We start from the raw sequence: 22,784 nt of genomic DNA, 5'->3' as shown, positions 1-22,784 counted from the left end.
CTCTTCCCTTACGAGGAGACGCGGCATCTCGTGCCGGCTCGTTGCTGTGAGCTTCCGCTCAAGTGACCACAACAATGGGTCCGGCAGCTCCGGACCCATTGTTTAGCGTGTTGAGTGGGTAATTTGACCGGGGTCGCGTCCCTCTCGTCAGTTGAGGGACTTGATGTACGCCGCGACATCGTGGAGATCCTCGTCGGTCAACGACGGGTTGCCTCCCTTTGGCGGCATGTCGACACCTTGCGTGTTGGCGGGATCCCCTGCGGGGCGCCCCACCTTGATGAACGCGACGAGCTCGTCCTCGGTGTTCGATGTCACGAACTCGCTCGGCGCGAGCGGCTTGCCGAGGCCGTCGATGCCGCCCGCGGTCGGTCCGTGACATGCGGCACAGGTTCCCTGGTACACCTCCGCACCCTCCGAGGGATCTCCCGAGCCGCCACCGGTCGCAGCCGTTGTGGTCGCCGAACCTCCATTGTCGCCGTCGCTGCTCGATCCGCCGCAGGCGGCGAGTACAAGGCCGAGAACAGCCACGGCGATCAGCACCTTCTTCAGTGTCATGTCATTCCTCTCTCATCCGTTGTGTTGGTGGTCGGACCCACCTGGGGCCGAGCTCATATCCATGTTTTGATCCATATCCGTGTGGTGGTTACCAACGAGCCCGTCGACCACCGGAAGCTCCATCACCGTGCTCCATGTGATGACCTCCCCATCCACATCAGCGGCAAACGCCTCGGCCCGGTCCCGGTCGGCAAACGACACAATGCTGTGGCCCATCGGGCTGGTCACCGACAATGTCGGGACGAAGTACGCATCTGCCGCGGCGACCCACTCCTCGGTCTCGTAGTCGTGCACCCATGTGGTTCCGGGGTCGAGGCTATCGGCCGTGGAACGCTGATGGATCAAGAGGCCCCCCACATCGTCGAAGATCTTCTGCGTACCGTCGTCGAGCCGGTACGCAGCCGCGAATCGGGCTTCGTTGATGATCATCCCGCATTCCACGCAGATGTCCCTGCCGTAGTTGATCTCGGGCGGCCCCGAATCGTCAGGTGTGCCGCACGCAGCGGCGAGCACTCCGGTCAGCAGAATCACCGTCAAGCGCATCGCGTGTTGCATCACACATCACCACCTTTTGCGAATCGGAACCATGCGATCGTCGTGGGCACCACGGCCCAGATCGCCACCACTCCGAGGAGCAACGCGTCAAGGGAGTCACCAAGCGAATCGACGGCGTACTGGCCAGCTGGTCCCAGGACATCCAACGACCCGTCGAAGGCCGTGAGGGCCGCAAGCCGGAAGGCCTCGACGGGATTGAACACGGCGGAGATGAACAGAGCCGATGTTGGCATACCGGTTGCAACGGCGGTTCCCATCACGCCGAGATCGCCGAGGAAAACAAGGCCGAGCCACACAAAGACGGAGGTCCCGATCGCCGACGAGCCGCTTCGCGTGAATGTGGAGATGAGGAGCCCGATCCCGAGCATGGAGACTGCAAGCAGCCAGGAGAGGATCGCAATCCGGATGTAGCTCGCGGCGTCGGCGCCTCCGCCCCGTGCCGCCGTGATGATGCCGGCAAGACCGAACCCGCCGAAGACGGTCGCGAACAGAGCGGTCGCGAGACCGATGTAGGTTCCCCAGAAGGCTTCTGTGCGGGAAATCGGGTGGCTCAACAGGAAGCGGAGCGCTCCGTTCTCCTTCTGGCCCGCGAGACTGTACGCACCGAGCGTGAGCCCCATGAGGGGAATGATGATCTGGGCTAGTGCAACGAGCGACGCAGCAGTGCGCCCGAACGATCCATAACCGGCAACCTGGGATCCGGGCAGTGCAGACGATGCAAGGATGGCCGCGAGGATCGCGAAGGCGCCCGCCCAGAGCCAGAACCATTTGCTCCGGACCGCCTCTGCGATCTCCTTCCGTGCAATGGTTACGACGAGACCCAGCTCGGGACGCTCGGTGATCTGCGGGAACGCGGTGGTCATCGCCACACCTCGAGGTCTTCGATCAGGATGTCGGCTCTGTGCAATGCAGCGACCGCCTCTCCCTTTCCCTGGGCCGAGACCTCGACGAGGACACCCCGCGAGTTCATCTTGGCGTCGAACCCGCTCTTCGTGAGCACCTCGAGCGCCCTGGCTTCCGAGCCGGTCGGGAGGACGAGGTGGAGCCACGCCCGAAGTCCGAGTTCGTCTGCGAGGTCGGTTGGATCGCATTCGGCGGTGATGCGCCCGTTCTCCATGGCCACGACGCGGTCGACCAGCATGCCGACCTCTTCGATGTGATGTGAGGTGACAAGGAGGGTTCGGCCGTCGTGACGCAGATCCTCGAGGATCCCGATTGCGGTGTCCCTCGCTCGCGCATCAAGATTCGATGTCGGCTCATCGAGCAACAGAATGGGAGGGTCCGGAAGCAGCGCCGAAGCGATCCCGAGACGCTGCTTCAGACCCCCGGACAGTTCCCGTACCCTCTTCGATACATGGTCGGTCAGCCCGACGACTTCGGTGACTTCGTCGACCCGGTCAGGACCGATCCGGCGCAGTGCGGCGGAGTAGTCGAGGAGATCAACCACACGCATGTCGTCATAGAACGACAGCTCCTGCGGGACATAGCCCATCTGGGACCGCACCTTCTTGCCAGCAGACCGGGCGTCGGCTCCGTTGACGGTGATCGCCCCTTCGTACGACACGAGTCCGAGCAGACAGCGCACAACGGTGGTCTTGCCTGCCCCGTTCGGCCCCCACAGCGCAACCGATTCGCCTTCCGGAACGGTGAGATCGAAATCGTCGACAACGGTCGACTTCCCGTATCGCTTGGTGAGGCCCGAGATCGTGATCATCTTCGTGCGCTCCCGATGGTTACGGTGCGGCGCCGCCGAGAAGGGAAGGCAACTGCGACGGCGCCGACCGCAAGCATCAGGATCGAAACAGCCACGAGTGCGCGGCCTGTCGACCCTGGTGCAGATATGGAGATCGGTGCCAGCGGGGGTCGGTCGACCAGGGGATGGTCGTCCTGGAAGAGTGGTTTCGGCCGGAGGACCGGAAACATCGTTGCGGCGAGGCTGATCGCTTTGGCCGCAGGCGTCTCCTGGAAGAACACGAGCTCTGGGTGGTCGTCGGTGATCGAGTTGTACAGGTCCTGCCCACGGTATGGGATGTCCCCGACACCGTCCGCCTCGGCGTCGAAGCCTGCGAAGTCGCTCCAGTAGTTGCCCATTCCGTCGACAGACCAGTCGTTGCCCGTGAAGTTCCCGGTGCCGGTGACACCGACCTGTTCGGTGTTGTCGATGAAGGTGTTCATCGTCATCTCGTTGCGGCTCACCGACGGATGGAACAGCAGACCGGTACGGTTGTACGCGAGGAGGTTGCCCTCGACTCGCCCGTTCGCGTCGACGGACCATGGGCTGTTGTCGAAGTAGATCCCGGCCCGGTTCGCGATGAGGCGGTTGTTCTCGATGAGGACATTGTCCATGTCCTTGAGCCCGATGCCGTAGCCGCTCGGCCCGGAGTTGTTCGCCATGAGGTTGCCAGCGATGTGGGTTCGGCGCGAATACATGAGGAATGCACCGACCGAGTTGTCTGACAGGTTGTTCCCCTCGATGCGTGCGTCGTCGGAGTACATGAAGTGGAGGCCGTAGCGACCGTTCGTGACGGTGTTGTTCGTCACGACGATTCGGTCGGTGAACCAGAAAACGAGGTCGCGGCCGCCGTTGACGGTGTTGTTGTCGACGACCGTTCCTTCGCACTCCCACAGCCGGATGCCGTCACCCTTGCGTGCCGTGTCGACAGCTTTCGACCCGATCGTGTTGCCTGACACGAGCGAATCGGGTGCGGTGCGCAAGAACACCCCGAACAACACATTCTCGAGCGTGTTGTCGACGACTGAAACCCTGGGAACATCAAGCGAGGTCACCCCGGAGTCCTCGCGGTCGAGCGAATCGCCCGAGTTGCGAATGATGAGGTTCTCGATGGTGACATCGGGGGCCGTCACCGTGATCACCGAGCCGGTGTTGTTGCCGTCGATGATCGCATCACCTGCCGAGGTGATGGTGATCGGCTTGTCAACAACAACACTGCCTTCGTAAATGCCCGGTTCGAGCATCAGCGTCGATCCGGGTGCTGCCGCGTCGATCAGGGGTTGGAGCGACAGCTCCGATGATGCCGCGACCGAAGGAGCCGTCCCGAGCGTCATGGCGATAGCGACCGCTGCGATGATCGGAAGGGCGCGCATCGGATCACACGGCCCCTGCGGAATCGATGAGCGGTTTGAACGCCTTGCGGTGAAACCACAGTCCGACCCCGATGAGCACGCTCGCGATCATCGCGAGGATCAGTCCCAACCCCGGGAGGGCGAGCGTGTCGAACTGCGCGATCTCAGCCGATCCGAACACGGGGGGCGTGAACTCCCCGACCGCTGCTGCGAGCGGAGCTCGCGGGTCGAGGTTGTTACCGAAGTTCCACAGCCAGAACTGCAGGTCTGCGAGGAACACGATCGGAAACAACAGGCCGGGCAGGACAAGCAACAGCACCCAGCGGCTGTGGATCAGGAGGGCCGCAACCAGTAGACCGGCGAACACGATCACCGCCATGATTGCGACGCTTCGTTCGAACACGGCTGCGTCCTCGAACGACTTGAGGCCCACATAGTGGTTGAGGCCCTCCAGCTCCACGACATCTCCTTCGAGACGGTTGACATAGGCGCGAACCTGCAGTCCGTCCGGAAACTGGGGTGCCTTCAGGTTGAGAACCCAATATGGCAGGAGCAGGGACACCATCAGCAGCAGCGCTGCTGCGGTGAACATCCACTTCGGGAGACGGTATCTCGCCGCCTGCTCCCCAAGCTCATCCTTGGGGATCCTTGGCCCCAGTATCCGGTCGAGGACTGACATGATTCGTTCGCTTTCGCTACCTACTCGGTTGGCTCAACAAGGAAGTACCCGGCCATCTCGAGGTGGAGGGCGGAGCAGAACTCGGTGCAGTAGTACGGGAAGACCCCGTCCATGTCTGCAACGAACTCCACCGTTCCGGTCTCGCCCGGCTCGAGGCTCAGGTTGATGTCATACGCAGGGATCGAGAACCCGTGGGTTGCATCGAACGATGTGTCGATGTTGGTGACATGCCAGGTGACATGGTCGCCCTGCTTGATCGTCACCCGATCCGGCGTGTAGTGGCTTCGCACTGCCGTCATCCAGATCTCGACTTCGTTGCCGTTGCGCTCGATCCGTTCGTTGCCCGCCACGGGGGCGTTCGAATCGACGGACATCGTTGCGGGGTCGTACCCGATCTCAGGGTAGACCGTGAACGGGTTCAGCTTGTCGGCCTTGATGATCTGCGCGTAGTGCGGTTCACCCATGCCGATCGGCATGTCGTACATCACCGTCATACCGCCGGTTTCCGGCTTCTCGGACGGCTCTGGGACCGTATCGATCAGCTGGAAGTTCTGCGGAAGCAGAGGCCCTGGCGGCAGGAACCGGTCGATCGACCACTTGTTGAGCGCCACGACATAGCCACCGTCTGGGCTGACTGTGTCGCCTTCTGGTGCCACGAGGTGTCCGATGTTGTAATGCACGGGGACAGCCCCTTCGAGCTTCCAGCCGTCATCACCGCGATAGTTCTCGCCACCGAGACTCCAGCGCGCAACCGTGCTGTCGAGGAAGAGGCTCGTGTACGCGTACCCCTTGTCGTCGAACTGCGTGTGGAGCGGTCCGAGACCGAGCTCGACCTGAGCCTCCATCACCGCATCGAAGTCGAGGACGGGAACGCCGTACTCGTCCGGTACCCAATTCTCAGCCTCAATTGCGGCGATCATCTTCTCAAACGAGTAGATGGTCGTGTGCGGATCCAGCTTGCCGGACACGACCATGTAGTCGCCGTGTGGCGCGATGTCGACACCGTGCGGGCTCTTCGGCTCCGGGATGAAGTACAGCACGCCTTCATCGATGAGCGTCTGGAGTCCGATCACGGGGAATCCGTTGACATCGAAGGTGTTGCCCGCGGCGGCGAGCTCGACGGCCTTGTCGAGGTTGATCGCGTGCATGTAGTCGTTGTCGCGAGCCGAGGCACCGGCCTCGAAGTTCTCGCCGGATCCGTCTTCACCGGCGCCCGTTGCGAGCTCGGTGTTGAACGAGTTGCAGAAGATCCACCCCTCTGAAACGAGCTTCCCCGCATCGCAGAGGTCCTGCCAGTACGGCGGGAGCTCGAGGGCAAAGGACTGCGATTCGTCGACGCGTCCAGCCGCTCGATCGAACTTCCAGATCGTGACCATGCCCTTGTAATCGGTTTCGTAGTTCTCGATCGGTGCGTACTCCCAGCCATGCGGCGTGGCGTACTGGCCACCTTCGATGATCCACTCCGTATCCGGTGTCACGAAGGTGCCACCATGGTCGTTGATCGCGATCGGGTTCTTGATGATCTGTTTCGTCTCGAAGTCCCTCAGATCGATGACCGCGATACGCGCGTTCGCCTTGTCGTTGATGAACACGAACTGACCGTCGTAGTCGCCGGCCGTTTCGGACAGCGCAGGGTGATGCGTGTCTGCCCATCGCACTTCACGGTCGCCGATGTTGCCGGCGTCGAGAACCTCCTCGGTCCCAACATTGCCGAATCCCCAGCCCTGCCAGGGTTCGGGCGTGAAGACACCGATGGTCTTGAGCAAGCGCATCGACGGCACTCCGATGACGAACACCTGACCAGCGTGGCCACCGGATGCAAACATGACATAGGGGTCGTGTTCACCCGAGGGCAGATAGGTCAGCCCGGCAGACATGAGCTGTTCGTCGGTCAAAGGCTCGAGTCCAGCTGCCTCCCTGCGTTCATTGATGTCCGCGGTCCCCGCACCGTCACCGTCGCCGCTTGTGCACGCTTGGAGCACCAATGCGAAGACTGCGAAGAGGGCCACGACGGCGAGGAGTGATCGATTGCGCCACATGGACGAGTTCGACCTTCTACTCATTGTCTACTCTCCCTTACTCGGAACCCGCGAGATCCACATCTTGTGGCTCGAACGGGTTCGGTCTGCAGAGCTCCTCGTGGCGCGGTCCGACGAGATGCGAGACACATGCTCAGGATCGCGCCGTGAGGGCTCTCGTGCCGATCCGGCCGGAGTGTCCGGCGCTGGACGGCAATGAATGTCGATGCTTGCAACTCCGTGGGAGCTCGAGGCAGGACTTGGGGGACCGTGGGTGAACACCCCTCGGTTGTTCGCAGCGCCTTCCGCCGTGAAGGACCTTCCCCTGTCCACCATGGTGGATCCTCAGCTCCTTGTGATCGCTTTCACAAAGTATAGACCACTTTGTGAAATTTGTCACTATCAAACTTCGGAATCCGGGAAAGTCCCACGAAAACGGGCAGAAGCGGCTCCTCATACGACTTGAGAAGCACCCACCGACGGTCGGTCACCCACGGGACCCAGCACCCCCGTTCACGATCGACCGGTTGATGGGTATGGTCCGCCGATGGCTCGCCGCACCGCCATCCCATCCGATATTCGGCAACTCATCGACGAAGGTCGGTGGGCGGACCTGTGGTTGGGAAGCGGTGACATTGCCCTCACCAACCACGGATCCTTTGGTCGACCGTTTGCTGCGGTCCGGGCGGCCCACGCCGCCCTCGAGCAGGAGTTCGATGCCGACCCTGCCCGGTTCTACCGTCACGACCACCACCGCAGGGTCGAAGCGGCAGCCGACATGATCGGTGAATGGCTCGGTGTCCCCGACACGATGGCGACGGCCTTCACTCACAACGCAAGCACCGCAGTCCTCGACGCTGTTACCCATTTCGCGCGACCGGGAGGGCCCATCCTCGGCACGAACCTCGGTTATGGGGGCATCGCGTACGGACTCCGGGGACTTGCCACACGGCTCGGCACGACCTTTGAGGAGATCGAGCTGTCGTCGATCGACGAAGCGACCGAACTCGGGCGGCTCGTCGCTGGCGAAGTCGGACGACTCGGGGCCTCCGTGGTTGTCCTCGACCAAATCTCGTCTGCGACAGCCCTCAGGCTGCCCATCAAGGACATCATTGCCGAGATCCGGAGTGCGTCGCCGAGGACCCGCATCGTCGTCGACGCCGCTCACGCCGCGGGCATGGAACCAACGCCGATCGTCGCTGATGCCGATGCGTGGGTCACCAACCTCCACAAGTGGGTCTGCGCGGCGACGGGAGCGGCGGTCATCGTGGCACCTCGTGGGTCCGACATGGCACCCGCGTTGCGGTCATGGACCGGAGACGAACCGTTTCCCCATTCGTTCACATGGCAAGGGACGGACAGTAAGGCCGCGTACCTGACGGCACCCCTTGCCACGGCAATCCTCGACGCGCTCCTCACGGCAGGTCTCGATGCCCACATCACCAACCTCGTCGGGGCGGCCGGCGACATGCTCGCTGAGGTATGGGGCGTTGCACCCGAACCGCGGCCACCGGCGATGGCTGCGCGCTGGATGCGCCTCGTCGGTGTTCCCCTCCCACGGCCCCTCGCGCAGGACGAACTCAACGACGCGTGTCTCACCGTGCGAAACCGGCTCGGGGCCGACATCATCCTGACCCAGTTCCAGGGATCGACCTACCTGCGGCTTTCGGCGCACGCCTACAACACTCCCAGTGACTACGACCGCCTCGTCGATATCCCGAAGGTGCTCGCCACGACGACCTGATGATCGAACGGCGCCAGTTCGGGGTGGACCGGATCCCACAGACGGGACGATCGCACCGCAAGGGACGCCGCTCACCTCTGGTACCTTCCCTTGATGGCCGCCATCTACTTCACAACCGACCCCGAAGCCAATGCGCTCCTCGACAACGACTACGCGCTCGTGGTCGGGCTCACGCTCTACCAACAGATTCCGACGGAGAAAGCCTTCTTGGGACCGCTCGTGCTTCGTGAACGGCTCGGCGGTGTTCTCGACGCCGACACGGTCGCTGACATGGATCCCGAGAAGCTGGAACGAGTCTTCCGTGAGGTACCCGCGATCCATCGGTTCCCTGCGAGCATGGCCAAACGGGTTCAGGCCGTGTCACGGTTCATCGTCGACGAGTACGGTGGTGATGCCTCCGCTCTCTGGGCCAATGTCAGGACCGCGCAAGAGCTCCACGACCGCCTCACAGCGATTCCGGGCTTCGGCGACTACAAGGCGCGGTTGACGATCGGCGTCCTCGCATCCCACCGGGGTGTCAAACCGAGCGGGTTCACGAAGTACCTGCCCGACGGGCCGTCCATCGTCGACATCAAGAAGCCGGAGGACCTCCCAGCGCTCAGCGCTCGCAAGAAGGCTTGGAAACAGCAGCATCCCGCCGAAGTCTGAGCCTCCCGACCTTGCGTCGGGACCGGCACCGGCGCAGCGCCCACTCCCGTCGACCATACTCGGGGTACGCAACGAGAGGGAGTGACAACCATGTCATTCATGGACAACCTCGTCGAAGAGCTCAAGCTGCTCGGCGAAAACATCGCCGAATGGGCGATACTGATCGTCGCGGCACTCATTGTGCTCATTGTCGGTCGGTGGATCCTGAAGTGGGTTCGGACGCTGATCGAAAAGGCGATGGGACACACGGTGTTCGACGGCGTGTGGGCAACATCTGGTGTTGCGAGGGCGCTCGAACCGAGCGGGCAGACACCCGCCAAGCTCACGGCAGCGATTGCCTACGCATACCTGTCGGTGATGCTGTGGCTGGTCGTGGTGCGCATCGTGCGCCTCGACACGATTGAGGATCTCCTCGAGCGGCTGCTCGCGTGGATCCCGTTGATCCTGGTCGCCGGTGTCATCGTGATCATCGCGGCGGCAGTGGCCAACTGGGCAGCGGACCTTGTGCGGCCCTTCGCGGTCGACAAGTCGGTCCCATGGCTGACATGGCTTGTGCGGATCGCGATCATCGTCTTCGGCCTGCTGTTCGCATTCGACATTCTCGCGATCCGTTTCGCGGAGGATGTCGTGAAGATCATCGTCTTCGCAACGGGTGTCGGGCTGGCGATTGCCTTCGGCGTCGGCGGTATCGATGCAGCGAAGCTCTGGTGGGCCAAATACGGCACGCCGGGGAGCGCGAAGCGGAACCTTCAGGGCGACTCCGGTTCGGGGCACAGCGGCCCATAGGACAAGCGATCCCTGAGCGATGGTTCCCGGTCGGCACCCGCTGGCCGGGAACCATCAGCGCGACCGCTATGCATCTTCCCCATCGAAATCCGGCGGTTCTGGGTCGCCTTCAGCGAGACGACGGCCGATGGCAGCAGCGAGTGCGGGCAGGGCTTCCGTTGCGGCTGCTTCGATGTAGCCGCCGTGGCGGATGGCGAGTTGGCGTAGCGGGTTGTCCGCGGTGTTGACATCGATCAAGCTCGCTCCGGCTCGTGCCGCAATCCCGGCGAGCCGTCCCGCGATCGGGACCCCTCCGGAGGTGCCTGCGGTGATGCACAGCGAGGCTTCTGCTGCGGCCCTCTGCGCAGTGGCGAAACCATACGACGCCTCGTCGTAGAACTCGTCAAACCACAGGACATGGGGGCGACTCGGGCCACCGCACAGAGGACACGCAAGAAGAGCGAACTGCGCATCGGTCAGCCGGTCGGTTCGGCCCCAGTCATCGAGCGCCGCCGGGATCGGGAACACGCCTTGGCATCGTCCCCGACATCGCATCCCCTCCAGGTGACCATGGAGCTCCACCGTCTCCTCAGGTCGATTCCCTGCCCGCAAGTGGAGCCGATCGACATTCTGGCCGATGAGCATGAACCGCCCCACCAGCAGCCTGCCGATGTCGGCAATGGCGATGTGGGCGGCGTTGGGTTGCGCGACCCTGATCTCGGTTCGCTTGCTGAGATTCCACTCCCAGCTCTCGCGAGGGTGCTCGACGAAGAAGGACGCCGTTGCCATCTGCATCGACTCAACGCCGCCTTCGGTCCAAATGCCGTTCTCGCCGCGATACACCGGAATCCCCGATTCGGCAGAGACACCCGCACCGGTGACCACGACGACTCTGCCGCCCTTCCGAAGGCCCCAGGCGATGGCGGCATCGACCTCTTCATCGAGGGTCACGGCGCCCCCGCATGGAGCGAGCCGAGACGCAGGGTCCGTTGGGTGTTCCGTGCTGACTTCCCTTCCCGTTTCTCGGGTTTGCGTGACCATTGACTTCATCTCCTGCGCTCGATAGATCAGGATAGTAGCAAAACTATGCTTATGGTGTCAATATCTGGTCTATTTGGAGAGGGTCCTGAGGCGTCGGCGTTATGATGCATTCGATGTCGGAAACACCCGCAGGAGACACCCACACATGGGCGATGGCGCTTGGCCATACGATCAAGGTGCGTCGGACCGAGCTCGGCATGAGTCGAAAGCAACTCGCCGAGGCGTCGGAGATCTCGTACTCGTATCTGTCTGCCATCGAGAACGGGACGAAGGTCCCCTCGACCAACACCTTGCGTGTGATCGCTCGAAGGCTCGGTGTCGAGTCCTATGTGATCCAGGCCGAGGCGGAGGGACGCATCGCGCGCGGTTTGGACCGGGTCGCTGCCGATGACAGCATCGACGCCCTCGTCGCCCAGCAGGAACGACGATTCCTCGAGCGGCAGCAGGCTCGTGTTGCCGCCGGTGGATTCGGCGCCGACTCTGCCGCAGACCGAAGGAAGCTCGCCAGCTTGATCACCTCGCTCGACGACGACGACATCGCAACACTGGCCCGGGTCGCCGAGGGCCTGGTGCTCAGACGACGGGACCCACTCACACCGTAGAGATCCGAAGACCCCCCACCGACCTGAACGACCCACGGGGTCAGGCCTCGGCACACCACCGTTCGGCACCGTCGGCGCAATACTCGGTGCGTCCGCCGATCATCGTTGACACGACAGCGACCGACGGCAGCTCGTCGATCGGGACGGTCAGAGGATTGTCGGTCATGACGACAAGGTCTGCATGCTTGCCGGGTGTGAGCGAACCGACCTCATCGTCCCTCCCGAGAGCATACGCACCGTTGAGGGTGACCATCGGATAGGCCTGTTCGATCGTGACGCCTCCGGTGGCGAACCAGTCAGGGGCAGGACAGATCGAGCCATCTTCAGCGAAGTCGGCTCTTGTGACCAGCGAGTACATGTCGAGGATCGGCGACACCGGTGACACCCACGGGTCATCACCGTGCCATGCCACCCGGATGTCGGGATTCGCCCGCACCATGTCGCCCGGACGATCACCGTTCCGACGGTAGAACTCCGTCCACGGAGCGTCGGGCGAACACGAGCTCCCAAGCGCAAACACGACCGGTACCAGGTTCAGCTCCGTGAACCGGGGCAGGAGGTCTGGCGTCGGAATCGAGTTGTGGTCGATTCGGTGCCTGAGCGGATTGTCATTTCCACCGAGCACCTGCTCGTAGGCGTCCTGGGCGCCGCGAATCGCGAGGTCACCCTGGGCATGTACGACGACTTGGTAACCGGCCGCGTCCGCAGTGTTGATCCATTCGACCAGCGTCTCGACCGAGTGGTACGGGGCACCGACCTCGTACCCGTCCACAAATGTCTCGGATCCCGCAACTTGGCCACAGACGCCACCATCGTCAAAGATCTTGATCCCCTGCACCCGCAAACGATTCCCGGGCTCGGACCCCGCCGGATGCGCGAGATACCAGTCGTCGCTCGGCACTCCACATGGATCGGTCTTCCCGAGGTACATACTTGTCCGAATCCGCAGCTCATCGGACTGGGCCGCAGTCACGAGCTGGTCATAGGCGTCGGGCTCCACCGACGCGTCACCCAACGATGTGATCCCATGCCTGAGAGCAACCCGCTGGCCCTCGGCGAAGTCACTCCAGTCGGTGAGGATGTGAGTATGGGGATCAACGAACCCCGGACCGACCGCGCGCCCCTCGAGGTCGATCACGATCGTTTCGTCACCGATGTACGGCTCGATCTCGGCTTGGCTCCCGACTGCAACGATCCGGTCGCCGCTGATCGCCATCGCTTGCACGATTCCGAACTCAGGATCCATCGTTACCACATCACCGCCGGTGAACACGACACCGGCTGGCGCCACGGTGGGGACGGCGACCGTCGTCGTTGTGGTTGTCCGAACAGGTGGCGCGGTCGTCGAGGTGGTTGTCGCAGGCACCGTGGTGGTCGTCGGATCCGAGCTGCCCGTACACGCAACCGTCACGGCCACAAGACCGACGAGCACGAAAACGATACGGGCATTCATCCGCCGGAAGCTAGCAATTCGTCGCCAAATAGCCAGCCAATCGGCCTCCTACCGGATACTGATGACCTCGATGTCGAGACCGAGAGAAGTCCAAACGCGATCAGCGGTCACAACAGGACAGCTCATTGCTTCACCGGTTGCCAGACATGCCCTGTCACCGAGACTCAAACCAGCAACGGATGTCACGGCGTCGAGTTCGGCGGCGAATCCGGCAAGCCGGCGTGTAAACGGTACAACGGTGATCTCAAGTGAGTCGACCAGTCCTTCACCGATGAGGAACGGGATTCCCTGCCGCTTGAGTCCATGAAGCACCTCCGCGTGGTTGACGGCCGACATCCACGCATCCGCAAGAAACGGCGCCACCTTTGGAGCACCGATTTCAGACAGTGCGACCGCAAGCACCGCGCTCGCATCGAGAACGGCTACCACTCCTTGGCCGCCTCAGCACGACGGTCTGCGATCAAGGCGTCGACGGCTGAACCGTCCGTATCCACATACTTGGCAACAACGCTCTGAACATAGGCAACAGCATCCTCGATGGTGCCGACGGTGAGGGTTCCATCCTCGTATCGGAAGAACAGGTCCGCCGGAGCCTCGATCCCCATTGCCTTTCGGATCTCAACCGGGACGACGACGCGACCTTGCGTGTTCATCGTGGCTGATTTCATGATTGCCGATGGGGTGGTCGTGGATTGGGTGGTCATGGAGCCATGGTGCACAACTGTCACTCATCTGTCAAGGTGTCATTACCATCAAGTAGCGAGGGCTTCCAGAACCTCGTCAGTTGTTCAGGGCGTCGATCGCATCCAGAAAGATCGAGCCGTACGCCTTGAGCTTGGCAGCCCCCACACCGGGCAGGGAAAGAAACTCGGATTCAGAGGTCGGGCACGCGTCTGCCATGGCACGCAGAGTCGCATCGTTGAACACGACATAGGCTGGCACGCCCTTGGAATCCGCAAGCTGCTTGCGAAGGACGCGAAGGGCCTCGAACACCTCGGTGGCTTCGCCGTGAAGACCATCGGGTGTCGAGGGAGCTCGGCTGGATCTCGGTACTTCCATCGAGTGGAAATCCAACCCGAAGTCGGTGCAGTTGTCACAGCTCGAACCACACACCGACATCTGTTCGCCGAAATACCAGGCGAGGCCCATGTGGCGGCACCGCTCACCCTCGGCGAACCGATACATCAACCGAATGTGCTGTTCGTAAGTTCGCTGGTTGTCGCTGCCCGACACCATCCGTTCGAGCTGGATCACATCGGCCCATGAGTAGAACAAGTAGCAATCCGAATCGAGCCCATCACGGCCCGCACGACCGATCTCCTGGTAATAGCCCTCGATCGACTTCGGCATGTCGCGGTGGATAACGAACCGAACATTCGACTTGTCGATCCCCATACCGAAAGCGACCGTGGCACACACCACATCGATGTCGTCCCGGATGAACTCATCCTGCACCCGCGTCCGGTCGTCTGTCTCCATGCCGGCGTGATAGGAACCGGCTCTGATGCCGAGCGAGCGAAGGTACTCGGCGGTCGAATCGGCACTCTTTCGCGACAGGGTGTAGACGATCCCGGACTCGCCCTTGCGATCGAGGCAGATCTTCCCAATGGAGTCCTTCACCTTGATCCGGTTGGGCCCTTCACCGCCTTTCTTCCAAACATGGATTCGCAGATTGGGTCGGAAGAACGAGGTGCTCACGACGACGGGATCCTCAAGGTGGAGCTGCGCGACGATGTCGCGCCGGACCCGTTCGGTCGCCGTAGCAGTCAGCGCGAGGATCGGTGTTCGCCACCGCGTCTTGATGTCTGCGAACTGGCGATAGGCGGGCCGAAAGTCGTGACCCCACTGGGAGATGCAATGAGCTTCATCGACGGCGACGAAACGCAAATTCGTTCGATCCAGTACCGGTCCCAAGGAAGACACAAGACCCTCGGGAGCTGCGTACACGAGCCGATACTCACCTCGCTCCAACCGCTCGATCCGCTCTTGCCGCTCGTCTGATGCGAGGCTCGAATTCAAGAATGTGGCTGCAATACCCACCTCGTTCGCTGCATCGACCTGGTCCTTCATCAGCGCGATCAGCGGAGACACCACCAAGGTGGTCCCGCCGATCAGCTCGGAAGCCAACTGATAGGTGAGAGACTTCCCTGACCCCGTCGGCATCACCGCCATACAGTCCTTTGACGCGAGCGCGGCCTCGATCACCTCGCGTTGGCCGTCGCGGAACTCGTCATATCCGAAGGTGCCTTTGAGCTGCGCGAACAGCGTCGAATCGTCGACCACGACCGGATCGCGGTCCGGGATCAGCCGGGCTTGTCTGCCGCCGTGGGAAGGTTCATGCGGTACACCGTCGCCGATCTCGCTGGCAAGGCTCGACCAGTATGCATCGTCGAAGTCGTCGCCGCGGGTCACGATGCGAGCATACGCCAACCGTGCGGAGGCTCGACGAAACTCGCCTCAGTGATCGTCGATCGAGATCTTGAGCCGACCCTGTTCGAACTCGGCCTTGAACTCGATCTTGTCGTCCCCATCGTGGTTCTGCTTGAACCGGACCTTGACCTGCTCTGGACCGGCGTCTTCGACCTCGATCTTCCAGCCCGGATTCGGAACCGCGCCCGAAAAGGACACCGACTCTCCGCTGATCTCGATGCGAACCGTCCCCCCGTCCGTGTTGTAGGTCTTCGTTGAGGTCGTCGGTTGGGAGGCCGGAGGAGGAGGCAAGGGGACCGAGGTCACCGTCGCACCTGATGTTTCGGGAATCGAAACAGAGGTCGACGGGGATGACGCTGCTGTGGTTGGAGAACTCGTCGATAGATCACGAGAGATCGCCGTTGTTGTGGCAAGCGCATCAGCAGCGAGCTCAGTCACCCTCGGTGAACCGAGCGCCGTCGGCTCCTCCGTGACTTGGGATCGGACACTGCCGACCGCCGCGGCGGCGATCGCCACCGAAACTGCGGTGGCGCCGATCCATGCAACCGATAGTCCAAGCCCGCGTCTCATGGGCCCAGTTTCCCTCCGGCTGCGAGCTACTGGACTAACGGCGGGTTAACGGTTCCCCATGTCTTGGGTAACGAGGGTTCCGGGCAGTACCAGCATCGGTGTCGGGGTCGGTATCGTGACGACATGGCAGCGATCCTGATCATCGAGGACGAGCAGAGGATCCGCGAATCGCTTGCGAAACGGCTCGCCGAGCGCGGGTACGACATCGAAACATCGACCAACGCCATGAACGGTATCGAGCGTGGCGTCTCTGGCGACTTCGATGTGGTCGTCCTGGACCTTGGGCTTCCCGACATCGACGGAACCGAGGCTCTCCGGATGATCCGCGCCGTGAGCGAGGTACCTGTCGTTGTGGCGACGGCACGCGACGACGAATCGGACATCATCAAAGCACTCGACGCCGGGGCCGACGACTATGTCGTGAAGCCCTACTCCGCGGATCATCTGGCAGCGAGAATCCGCGCGGTCATGCGCCGCACCTCCGAGGCGCCCGAGGACCGGGTCGTGGTCGTGGGCGGTCTACGCCTCGACCGCGACAGCCACGAAGCCACGCTTGACGATGTGCCGCTTGTACTGACCGCACGGGCATTCGACCTCCTCGCCTATCTCGCGTCGAGGCCGAACAAACTCGTGAGCAAACGCGAACTGATGGCGGAGGTGTGGCACCAGCCGTACGGAGGCGCCGACAAGACGGTCGATGTGCACATGTCGTGGCTCCGCAAGGCGCTCGGAGAGACCGCGACCAAGCCTGTCTACCTCCACACGAAGCGCGGCGTCGGCGTCCGACTTGTGGATCCGACGAGGTGAGACGCCACCTGATTCTCCTCACCCTTGCGGTGACGGGAATGGTGGTGCTCGCGTTCGTTGCCCCGCTCTTCGTCCTTGTTTCGGATCTGGCCCGAGACCGAGCCATCGCTGCCGCCGAACGCGACGCCGAGAGTCTGGCGCGAGCACTGTCGGTTCTGACCGTGAACGAAGACCTCGCCACGGCAATCGATGTCGTCGGCGAGGACCGGATCGTCGATGTGAACGGATCGGTGATTCTCCCTGACGGAGATGTCGTCGGTGTCCCACTCGCAGAGGACTCCGACGATCACGGCTCAGACGATGAGGATCTCACCCTCGCCGAAGAGGGAAACTCGTTTGTCGCTTCAGTCATCGGCGGTGCCGCGGTCTATGTTCCGGTTGTCACATCAGACGAGACGGCGGTCGTGCGCGTCTTCGTTCCCGATAGCGAGATCCATGCAGGGGTGGCCCGCAGTTGGATCATCCTCGCTGTGCTCGGCATCGTTCTCGTCGCTCTTGCGGCGTTGGTCGCCGATCGGCTCGGGCGCTCGATGGTCATACCGGTCAGGGAACTCTCCGAAACCGCTGAACGACTGAGGGAAGGTGACCTGACCGCTCGGGTCAGACCTGCTGGACCGCCCGAAATCGAAGAGGTCGGCCTCGAGTTCAATCGCCTCGCGAACCAGATTGGGCAATTGCTCCAGCAAGAACGGGAGACAGCCGCCGACTTGGCACATCGCCTTCGGACTCCCCTCACGGCGGCACGCCTCACGGTGGACGGCCTCGACGAATCCGCCGAGAAGCTGCGGCTTTGGTCGGATCTCGATGAGCTCCAGCGCACCACTGACTACATCATTCGTGAGGCGAGGCGCCCTGTGCGGCACGATGGGGACGCCCGGTGCGACCTCGGCGCGATCGTCACCGATCGGGCCCGATTCTGGGAACCACTCGCAACCGAACAGGAACGAATCGTCACGGTGTCCGTCCCGGATCGTCCCACCCTGGTCGCGGTGCCATCCGTCGACATCGAAACTGCGATCGACGCCCTCATCGAGAACATCATGTCACACACGCCGTCCGGCGTCCCGTTCTCGATCACCGCCACCGATGCCGGGTCATCGGCGCGGCTGACGATCGAAGATGGCGGAGCCGGGCTACCGGAAGGCTTCAGAGTCGCGCGGGGTACCTCGCATGACGATTCCACCGGATTGGGTCTTGACATCGTCAGGCGGACCGTCGAGTCCGTCGATGGGTCGCTGTCGATCGGGCGGTCCGAGACGCTAGGGGGCGCCTCGATCAAGCTTGACCTACCGCTGTCACACACGCCATAGATCCTTTTCCATTCATTTGCGGTTGCTTAGCGCGGCGTTATCGGGGCTTGCGGCATGGTGGAACCGGCCAATCAGAGGAGCTGCCATGTCCAACAGTCAGAACCACCGGAAGATCACAGGATCGCTCATCGCGGGAGCCCTGCTTGTGCCGCTGACCGCGATCGCGGCCGCGGCACTGGTCGGGTCCGTCATCCACGCACAGGATGCCGAAGCGACAGCTGAACCGCTGGCAACGACGATCACTGCGCCGCCCACGACATCGACGCTCCCGACGAGCGGCTCCGATGCCGAGACCACCGCCACTGCCTGCACATCGGGAGCCGAACGGCTCCTCGCCGCGGAACGCGATGGAACGATCGATCCGCTCCAGATCGCTGCACTCGATGCATTGCGCCACATCTGTGAGGAGGAGGGGCTACCGATTACAGGCCCGCCTGCTCCCGATCCGGTCGTCCAAGTCGTGACCGTCGCAGAGCACGCGTCTGACAACGGACTGCGCGTCGATACCCGGTGCGCGATCGATGACGACTCCGACGATGACGACCACGCCGGCGATGGCAGCGAGGTCGAAGACGATGATGCGTACGACGACTGCGACGACAACGACCACGCTGATCATGACGATCACGACCACGACGACGACCACGACGACCACGACGACCACGACGATCACGACCACGACGACGAGGTGGACGACTGATGAGATGGCTCAACACTGTCGGAGGGTTGCTCGTCGCGGCGTGCGCGCTCGTTGTGCTCGCAGTGATCGGCTCGACCCGGGTGGAATCCGCTGCCGAACCAGCCGTGGCGGTTCCTTGGTCCGTAATGCCGGCTGCGGTGTTTGGACCACCAGTCACGGACTCGCGGTCCTCGCTCACGCCACCAGACCTTCCGGGGGTGCCGCCCGAGGTTGCGGCCACCCTCGGGTCCTCTGGGTACTCAACATATGCCACGGCCGCCGAGGTCGACCGACTCCTGACACCTGAAGTCGTGGCGACCCTGGAGAGCCACGGTGCAGTCCTTGTGGTTCCTGAACCAGCCACCACGACGATCGGCCGATGATGGCCGGTCGAATCACCGTGGGTCGCATCGCCGGTATCACCGCATGGTCAGCCGCGGCGGTTGCCTGGGGAACTGCCGCCGTTGCATTCGTCGCTGCGAGCGCCCCGGCGACACCATCCGCGAACACGCTGGTCCCGCCTTCACCGCTCGCTCCGGCCCGAGCAAGCCTCACTGACACCGTGACGGATCCAAGTGGCCCGCTTCCCACATTGCCCGACACCGGCCTCGTGATCGTCCGCTACAAGCCGATCGACCGCCCCGAGCCAGAAGTCCTCGTCGAACGAAGGGTCGTTGCCATGACCACACCGAGCGTTCGGGCGCCGCGCGTCAAGAGTTCCGGCTCATGATCGTCGACACCTTCGCGGCCATGGGAACCACGATCGAAGTGCACACGGCGACCCGAGAGGATGTGGCTCGTGTCCGTCAGGATTTCGCCGAGTTCGAAGCGCGGTTCAGCCGATTCCTCACGGCGAGCGAGCTGACTCAGATCAACGCATCAGCTGGAAGTTGGCACGCCCTCTCCGAACCGATGGGCCGTGTGTTGCGGGCGGCTGCTGACATCAGGAATCGGACCGATGGGCTCGTCGATGTAGGACTCGGCGGTCTGGTCGTGTCGTGGGGATACACCGTTCCATTCGACGATCTGCCATCCGACATCGAACGCGGAGGCCACCCAGCGGCAACCGAGTGGGAACTCCGCGATGGCGCCGTGCGATTGGGTATCGGAACGAGGCTCGATCTCGGTGGTATCGCCAAGGGCTGGGCATGCGACGAGATCGTCGCGTCGAACAAGGCTCGGGTGGTTTCTGCCGGCGGTGACCTTCGATCGTCCGATCCCAACCTCGTGGTGGAAGTGGTGGATCACCTCGACAAGCCAGTGGCAGACATATGCGTCGGTCGAGGAGCCCTCGCAACGAGTTCCAGAATGAAGCGGGTGTGGATGACCGCTTCGGGCGCAGCGAATCATCTGATCGATCCGCGGACCATGCAACCAGTGTCGTCCCCGGTCACCCAGGCCACCGTGGTCGCCGACACGGCGGTCCATGCAGAAGCCGGTGCCAAGGCAGTACTGCTGCACGGTGTTGACGGATTGGCATGGGCGGACCGCCAGGCTTGGATTCGTCAGGCGGTGGTCGTGTGGCAGGACGGATCGGTCTTCGCCACCCGGGATCGGCGCGCCGCGTGAACATCACCTGGTTCATCGTTCGAGGCTCTGGTGTCGCTGCCATCGTCCTTCTGAGCGCTTCGATGGTGTGGGGTCTTTGGATCTCGACGAAGACATTCGGGAGAACCGTGAAAGCGAAGGGGCTCCAGTGGCTCCACGAGTCACTCGGCCTTGCTGCTCTCGGTGCCACGATCATTCATATGGTGGCGCTGTCGGTGGACGAATTCGTCGAGTTCAGCTGGTGGGACATCACTATCCCGGGTATCGCGGAATGGGAACCGCTGGCCACATCGTTGGGTGTCGTCGCGTTCTGGACCATGCTGCTCGTGTCGGTGAGCTTCTATGCGAAGAGGTGGATCAGCCAGAACGCTTGGAGGTCGATCCACTATCTCTCGTTCGGGGCATTCCTCGCAGCCATGGCGCATGGCGTGATGGCCGGCACCGATTCCCGCACTCCGTGGATGGCCGCCGTCTATGCCGGTGCGGGAGTGACGGTCACGGCTCTGACTGCAATGCGCGTCGTGGCGGCGTCACGACAATCGAGTGCTCGCCCCAACGATCGACCCACGCAGCCTCTCACCGAGTCGTCCCCCATGGGATCGGGGCCCACCATCGCCGTGTCGGGCCGCGCATCCTCGAAATAGCGGGGCCTTCAGCGCAATCAGAGGTCTTCCATCTCGAACTGGAGCTTCGCGATGGCGGGTGTCCGAACGACCTCTTTGATCGTCGTCTCGACCGACGCGTCAGAATCGAGCCTATGACGGGGGAGGAAGAACGCGAGACCCGCACCGATGAGGGCGACGATGCCTCCAGCAAGGATGGCACCCTGGAAGCCACGGGTCATGGCGGTGTTCTGAATCGTGCGGATCTCGGCCTGCTGGTCGGACGGCAAATCGGACAACGAATCTTCGAGGGCGTCGATGTCGGCCTCGACGAGCGGGCCCTTGATCACCGCGATGATCTCGGTCTTGGTGTCCGACGGAAGCACATCCGAAGCTTCGACCTGATTGGTGATCGACGCGAACGATGCCGACAGGATGACCGTCCCGATGACTGCCGTTCCGAGGGCCATGCCGAGATTCTGGAAGGTCCCCTGGAGACCAGAGGCCTCGCTCGCCTCGTGCTGCTCGACGGACGACAGGATCAGATTCGGGAGCTGCCCGACGATGAGGCCGATACCGATACCGCCGACCAGCAGCCCGAGCGCCATGTCTGCGCCGGTGGTTGCCCCATCGAGGGAAACCGCAAGCAGATAGCCACCGATGAACAGGACAACGAGACCTGCCTGGATGATGTACTTGGGGAAGAGCTTCCGCCCGAGCGGTGGTGTCACGATCGATGTCACGAGAACCCCGAACGACAGCGGCAGCAGCGTCAAACCGGTCTGGAACGCGTCGAATCCCAGCATGGACTGTGTGAAGAGGGGGATGAGGAACAGCAGTCCTGCCTGAGCGAACAGCTGGGTCGCGAGGATCGGAAGCCCGAACGAGATCCCTCGGTGGCGGAAGATGGATGGACGGAACAATGCCGGAGCCCCCGCATGTTCACGACGATGAATCCACAGGACGAACGCAGCGAGCACGGCAAGTCCGCCAACGATGAGGGTGAGTACGAGCGGGTCGGTCCAGCCGCGGCTCGTGGTTTGGAGTACCCCGAGAACGAAGGCTGCCATCCCGACCACCGACAGGACGACACCGACCGCGTCGAGTCGCGGTTTCGGGCTCACCTTCGGGGCGTCGACGAGAAGGCCCGAGGACAGCAGGACCAGAAGGACAATGACGGCCTCGCCCGCAAATGCGTACCGCCAACTGAACTCGGTGGTGACCCATCCCCCGATGAGGGGACCGAACGCCGCACCTGCCGCCGCAACACCGAAGAGCACGCCGTATGCAGAAGCTCTCCGACTCCCCGTGTAGTTCGCCCGCACGAGCGTGTTGATCGCGGGAACGATCAGGGCGGATCCGAGCCCTTCGAGAATCGACCACCCGATCATGACGAACCCGATGTTTGGGGCAAGAGCGGTCGTGGTGGTCCCGATGCCGTAGACAACCAGCCCGATGCGGAAGGCTCGCTTTGAGCCCCAGATGTCGCCGAGCTTTCCACCCGTGAGCATGAACGCTGCCATGGTGAGCGTGTACAGCGTGATGGCTGCCTGTACCCCACCAACCGTTGTGTCGAGGTCGTCGACGAGGGCCGAGATCGACACATTCATCAGCGTCGTGTCGATCACATAGACGAACATCGCCGCGCTCAAGACGACGAGAACCGCAAGGCCCTTCTTGTCGGTCTGGGGCAT

The 22,784-nt window shown here is 62.7% G+C and carries 25 protein-coding genes; 11 read left to right on the top strand and 14 right to left on the bottom strand.

Translation table 11 applies throughout. The features are described from left to right. Positions 1 to 147 precede the first annotated feature (147 nt). The 7 genes from R2823_04430 to nosZ are packed head-to-tail and all read right to left on the bottom strand — an operon-like array spanning position 148 to position 6,912. Positions 148 to 555, bottom strand: coding sequence for a cytochrome c (locus R2823_04430; GenBank protein MEZ5175434.1), 408 nt, complete (start codon positions 553 to 555; stop codon positions 148 to 150). A gap of 12 nt (positions 556 to 567) precedes the next feature. Beyond that, positions 568 to 1,110: a nitrous oxide reductase accessory protein NosL gene (locus R2823_04425; GenBank protein ID MEZ5175433.1), complete on the bottom strand. Its 543-nt coding sequence runs from the start codon at positions 1,108 to 1,110 to the stop codon at positions 568 to 570. After that, positions 1,110 to 1,973: an ABC transporter permease subunit gene (locus tag R2823_04420; protein MEZ5175432.1), complete on the bottom strand. Its 864-nt coding sequence runs from the start codon at positions 1,971 to 1,973 to the stop codon at positions 1,110 to 1,112. The genes R2823_04425 and R2823_04420 overlap by 1 nt, the downstream gene beginning before the upstream one ends. After that, the gene (locus R2823_04415; GenBank protein ID MEZ5175431.1) at positions 1,970 to 2,824 is read right to left on the bottom strand and encodes an ABC transporter ATP-binding protein; all 855 of its coding nucleotides are present in this window, start codon (positions 2,822 to 2,824) and stop codon (positions 1,970 to 1,972) included. Before R2823_04415 ends, R2823_04420 begins: the two co-directional genes overlap by 4 nt. Next, positions 2,821 to 4,215: a nitrous oxide reductase family maturation protein NosD gene (locus R2823_04410; protein ID MEZ5175430.1), complete on the bottom strand. Its 1,395-nt coding sequence runs from the start codon at positions 4,213 to 4,215 to the stop codon at positions 2,821 to 2,823. The genes R2823_04415 and R2823_04410 overlap by 4 nt, the downstream gene beginning before the upstream one ends. A gap of 4 nt (positions 4,216 to 4,219) precedes the next feature. Further along, entirely contained in the window at positions 4,220 to 4,873 is a 654-nt protein-coding gene (locus R2823_04405; protein MEZ5175429.1) for a cytochrome C, read from the bottom strand. A gap of 20 nt (positions 4,874 to 4,893) precedes the next feature. Beyond that, on the bottom strand, positions 4,894 to 6,912 hold the full coding sequence (nosZ, locus tag R2823_04400; protein MEZ5175428.1) for a Sec-dependent nitrous-oxide reductase: 2,019 nt from the start codon (positions 6,910 to 6,912) through the stop codon (positions 4,894 to 4,896). Positions 6,913 to 7,438: 526 nt separating this feature from the next. Here nosZ and R2823_04395 point away from each other — a divergent pair. From R2823_04395 to R2823_04385, 3 genes are all read left to right on the top strand, one after another. Beyond that, complete coding sequence (locus R2823_04395; GenBank protein ID MEZ5175427.1) at positions 7,439 to 8,635, top strand: aminotransferase class V-fold PLP-dependent enzyme; 1,197 nt, start codon at positions 7,439 to 7,441, stop codon at positions 8,633 to 8,635. 93 nt (positions 8,636 to 8,728) lie between these two features. Next, entirely contained in the window at positions 8,729 to 9,283 is a 555-nt protein-coding gene (locus tag R2823_04390) for an HhH-GPD-type base excision DNA repair protein (GenBank protein MEZ5175426.1), read from the top strand. Between the two features lie 81 nt (positions 9,284 to 9,364). After that, a complete protein-coding gene (locus R2823_04385; protein ID MEZ5175425.1) occupies positions 9,365 to 10,069 on the top strand; it encodes a hypothetical protein in 705 nt (234 codons plus the stop codon). 66 nt (positions 10,070 to 10,135) lie between these two features. On the opposite strand, the gene R2823_04380 is transcribed toward R2823_04385, so the two are convergent. Further along, positions 10,136 to 11,098: an NAD-dependent deacetylase gene (locus R2823_04380; GenBank protein MEZ5175424.1), complete on the bottom strand. Its 963-nt coding sequence runs from the start codon at positions 11,096 to 11,098 to the stop codon at positions 10,136 to 10,138. Between the two features lie 104 nt (positions 11,099 to 11,202). Between R2823_04380 and R2823_04375 the strand changes: the two genes are divergently transcribed. Next, on the top strand, positions 11,203 to 11,691 hold the full coding sequence (locus R2823_04375; GenBank protein ID MEZ5175423.1) for a helix-turn-helix domain-containing protein: 489 nt from the start codon (positions 11,203 to 11,205) through the stop codon (positions 11,689 to 11,691). 40 nt (positions 11,692 to 11,731) lie between these two features. Here R2823_04375 and R2823_04370 read toward each other — a convergent pair whose 3' ends face one another. The 5 genes from R2823_04370 to R2823_04350 form a co-directional block, all read right to left on the bottom strand. Then, positions 11,732 to 13,144 (bottom strand): amidohydrolase family protein, encoded by a 1,413-nt coding sequence (locus R2823_04370; GenBank protein ID MEZ5175422.1) that lies wholly within the window; start codon positions 13,142 to 13,144, stop codon positions 11,732 to 11,734. 48 nt (positions 13,145 to 13,192) lie between these two features. Beyond that, positions 13,193 to 13,573, bottom strand: coding sequence for a type II toxin-antitoxin system VapC family toxin (locus R2823_04365; GenBank protein MEZ5175421.1), 381 nt, complete (start codon positions 13,571 to 13,573; stop codon positions 13,193 to 13,195). After that, entirely contained in the window at positions 13,567 to 13,848 is a 282-nt protein-coding gene (locus R2823_04360) for an AbrB/MazE/SpoVT family DNA-binding domain-containing protein (GenBank protein ID MEZ5175420.1), read from the bottom strand. The genes R2823_04365 and R2823_04360 overlap by 7 nt, the downstream gene beginning before the upstream one ends. 76 nt (positions 13,849 to 13,924) lie before the next feature. Further along, positions 13,925 to 15,556 carry an ATP-dependent DNA helicase RecQ gene (locus tag R2823_04355; protein MEZ5175419.1) on the bottom strand — a complete coding sequence of 544 codons (1,632 nt, stop codon included), beginning with the start codon at positions 15,554 to 15,556 and terminating at the stop codon, positions 13,925 to 13,927. Between the two features lie 45 nt (positions 15,557 to 15,601). Next, positions 15,602 to 16,144, bottom strand: coding sequence for a hypothetical protein (locus tag R2823_04350; protein ID MEZ5175418.1), 543 nt, complete (start codon positions 16,142 to 16,144; stop codon positions 15,602 to 15,604). 123 nt (positions 16,145 to 16,267) lie between these two features. On the opposite strand from R2823_04350, the gene R2823_04345 reads away from it, so the two are divergent. The 7 genes from R2823_04345 to R2823_04315 all read left to right on the top strand — a co-directional run bounded on the left by R2823_04345 (position 16,268) and on the right by R2823_04315 (position 21,132). Beyond that, a complete protein-coding gene (locus R2823_04345) occupies positions 16,268 to 16,951 on the top strand; it encodes a response regulator transcription factor (protein ID MEZ5175417.1) in 684 nt (227 codons plus the stop codon). After that, the gene (locus tag R2823_04340) at positions 16,948 to 18,261 is read left to right on the top strand and encodes a HAMP domain-containing sensor histidine kinase (GenBank protein ID MEZ5175416.1); all 1,314 of its coding nucleotides are present in this window, start codon (positions 16,948 to 16,950) and stop codon (positions 18,259 to 18,261) included. The genes R2823_04345 and R2823_04340 overlap by 4 nt, the downstream gene beginning before the upstream one ends. A gap of 85 nt (positions 18,262 to 18,346) precedes the next feature. Further along, positions 18,347 to 18,961 carry a hypothetical protein gene (locus tag R2823_04335; GenBank protein MEZ5175415.1) on the top strand — a complete coding sequence of 205 codons (615 nt, stop codon included), beginning with the start codon at positions 18,347 to 18,349 and terminating at the stop codon, positions 18,959 to 18,961. Continuing rightward, complete coding sequence (locus R2823_04330; protein MEZ5175414.1) at positions 18,961 to 19,323, top strand: hypothetical protein; 363 nt, start codon at positions 18,961 to 18,963, stop codon at positions 19,321 to 19,323. Before R2823_04335 ends, R2823_04330 begins: the two co-directional genes overlap by 1 nt. Further along, entirely contained in the window at positions 19,320 to 19,670 is a 351-nt protein-coding gene (locus tag R2823_04325) for a hypothetical protein (protein MEZ5175413.1), read from the top strand. The genes R2823_04330 and R2823_04325 overlap by 4 nt, the downstream gene beginning before the upstream one ends. After that, the gene (locus R2823_04320) at positions 19,667 to 20,509 is read left to right on the top strand and encodes an FAD:protein FMN transferase (protein MEZ5175412.1); all 843 of its coding nucleotides are present in this window, start codon (positions 19,667 to 19,669) and stop codon (positions 20,507 to 20,509) included. The genes R2823_04325 and R2823_04320 overlap by 4 nt, the downstream gene beginning before the upstream one ends. Beyond that, positions 20,506 to 21,132 carry a ferric reductase-like transmembrane domain-containing protein gene (locus R2823_04315; protein MEZ5175411.1) on the top strand — a complete coding sequence of 209 codons (627 nt, stop codon included), beginning with the start codon at positions 20,506 to 20,508 and terminating at the stop codon, positions 21,130 to 21,132. The genes R2823_04320 and R2823_04315 overlap by 4 nt, the downstream gene beginning before the upstream one ends. 17 nt (positions 21,133 to 21,149) lie before the next feature. On the opposite strand, the gene R2823_04310 is transcribed toward R2823_04315, so the two are convergent. Beyond that, a complete protein-coding gene (locus R2823_04310; protein MEZ5175410.1) occupies positions 21,150 to 22,784 on the bottom strand; it encodes an MFS transporter in 1,635 nt (544 codons plus the stop codon).

The organism is Acidimicrobiia bacterium, assembly GCA_041393965.1.
GTDB lineage: Bacteria > Actinomycetota > Acidimicrobiia > Spongiisociales > UBA5794 > UBA5794.
Note: the sequence above shows the minus strand (reverse complement) of the source record. Positions and strands in the feature narration are given on the sequence as shown.

What these genes read in the sequence shown, in the direction of transcription:
- R2823_04430 (MEZ5175434.1), bottom strand. Translation starts at nt 555, where the DNA reads ATGACACTGAAGAAGGTGCTGATCGCCGTGGCTGTTCTCGGCCTTGTA.
- R2823_04425 (MEZ5175433.1), bottom strand. Translation starts at nt 1,110, where the DNA reads ATGCAACACGCGATGCGCTTGACGGTGATTCTGCTGACCGGAGTGCTC.
- R2823_04420 (MEZ5175432.1), bottom strand. Translation starts at nt 1,973, where the DNA reads ATGACCACCGCGTTCCCGCAGATCACCGAGCGTCCCGAGCTGGGTCTC.
- R2823_04415 (MEZ5175431.1), bottom strand. Translation starts at nt 2,824, where the DNA reads ATGATCACGATCTCGGGCCTCACCAAGCGATACGGGAAGTCGACCGTT.
- R2823_04410 (MEZ5175430.1), bottom strand. Translation starts at nt 4,215, where the DNA reads ATGCGCGCCCTTCCGATCATCGCAGCGGTCGCTATCGCCATGACGCTC.
- R2823_04405 (MEZ5175429.1), bottom strand. Translation starts at nt 4,873, where the DNA reads ATGTCAGTCCTCGACCGGATACTGGGGCCAAGGATCCCCAAGGATGAG.
- nosZ (MEZ5175428.1), bottom strand. Translation starts at nt 6,912, where the DNA reads ATGTGGCGCAATCGATCACTCCTCGCCGTCGTGGCCCTCTTCGCAGTC.
- R2823_04395 (MEZ5175427.1), top strand. Translation starts at nt 7,439, where the DNA reads ATGGCTCGCCGCACCGCCATCCCATCCGATATTCGGCAACTCATCGAC.
- R2823_04390 (MEZ5175426.1), top strand. Translation starts at nt 8,729, where the DNA reads ATGGCCGCCATCTACTTCACAACCGACCCCGAAGCCAATGCGCTCCTC.
- R2823_04380 (MEZ5175424.1), bottom strand. Translation starts at nt 11,098, where the DNA reads ATGAAGTCAATGGTCACGCAAACCCGAGAAACGGGAAGGGAAGTCAGC.
- R2823_04375 (MEZ5175423.1), top strand. Translation starts at nt 11,203, where the DNA reads ATGTCGGAAACACCCGCAGGAGACACCCACACATGGGCGATGGCGCTT.
- R2823_04370 (MEZ5175422.1), bottom strand. Translation starts at nt 13,144, where the DNA reads ATGAATGCCCGTATCGTTTTCGTGCTCGTCGGTCTTGTGGCCGTGACG.
- R2823_04360 (MEZ5175420.1), bottom strand. Translation starts at nt 13,848, where the DNA reads ATGACCACCCAATCCACGACCACCCCATCGGCAATCATGAAATCAGCC.
- R2823_04350 (MEZ5175418.1), bottom strand. Translation starts at nt 16,144, where the DNA reads ATGAGACGCGGGCTTGGACTATCGGTTGCATGGATCGGCGCCACCGCA.
- R2823_04345 (MEZ5175417.1), top strand. Translation starts at nt 16,268, where the DNA reads ATGGCAGCGATCCTGATCATCGAGGACGAGCAGAGGATCCGCGAATCG.
- R2823_04335 (MEZ5175415.1), top strand. Translation starts at nt 18,347, where the DNA reads ATGTCCAACAGTCAGAACCACCGGAAGATCACAGGATCGCTCATCGCG.
- R2823_04330 (MEZ5175414.1), top strand. Translation starts at nt 18,961, where the DNA reads ATGAGATGGCTCAACACTGTCGGAGGGTTGCTCGTCGCGGCGTGCGCG.
- R2823_04325 (MEZ5175413.1), top strand. Translation starts at nt 19,320, where the DNA reads ATGATGGCCGGTCGAATCACCGTGGGTCGCATCGCCGGTATCACCGCA.
- R2823_04320 (MEZ5175412.1), top strand. Translation starts at nt 19,667, where the DNA reads ATGATCGTCGACACCTTCGCGGCCATGGGAACCACGATCGAAGTGCAC.
- R2823_04310 (MEZ5175410.1), bottom strand. Translation starts at nt 22,784, where the DNA reads ATGCCCCAGACCGACAAGAAGGGCCTTGCGGTTCTCGTCGTCTTGAGC.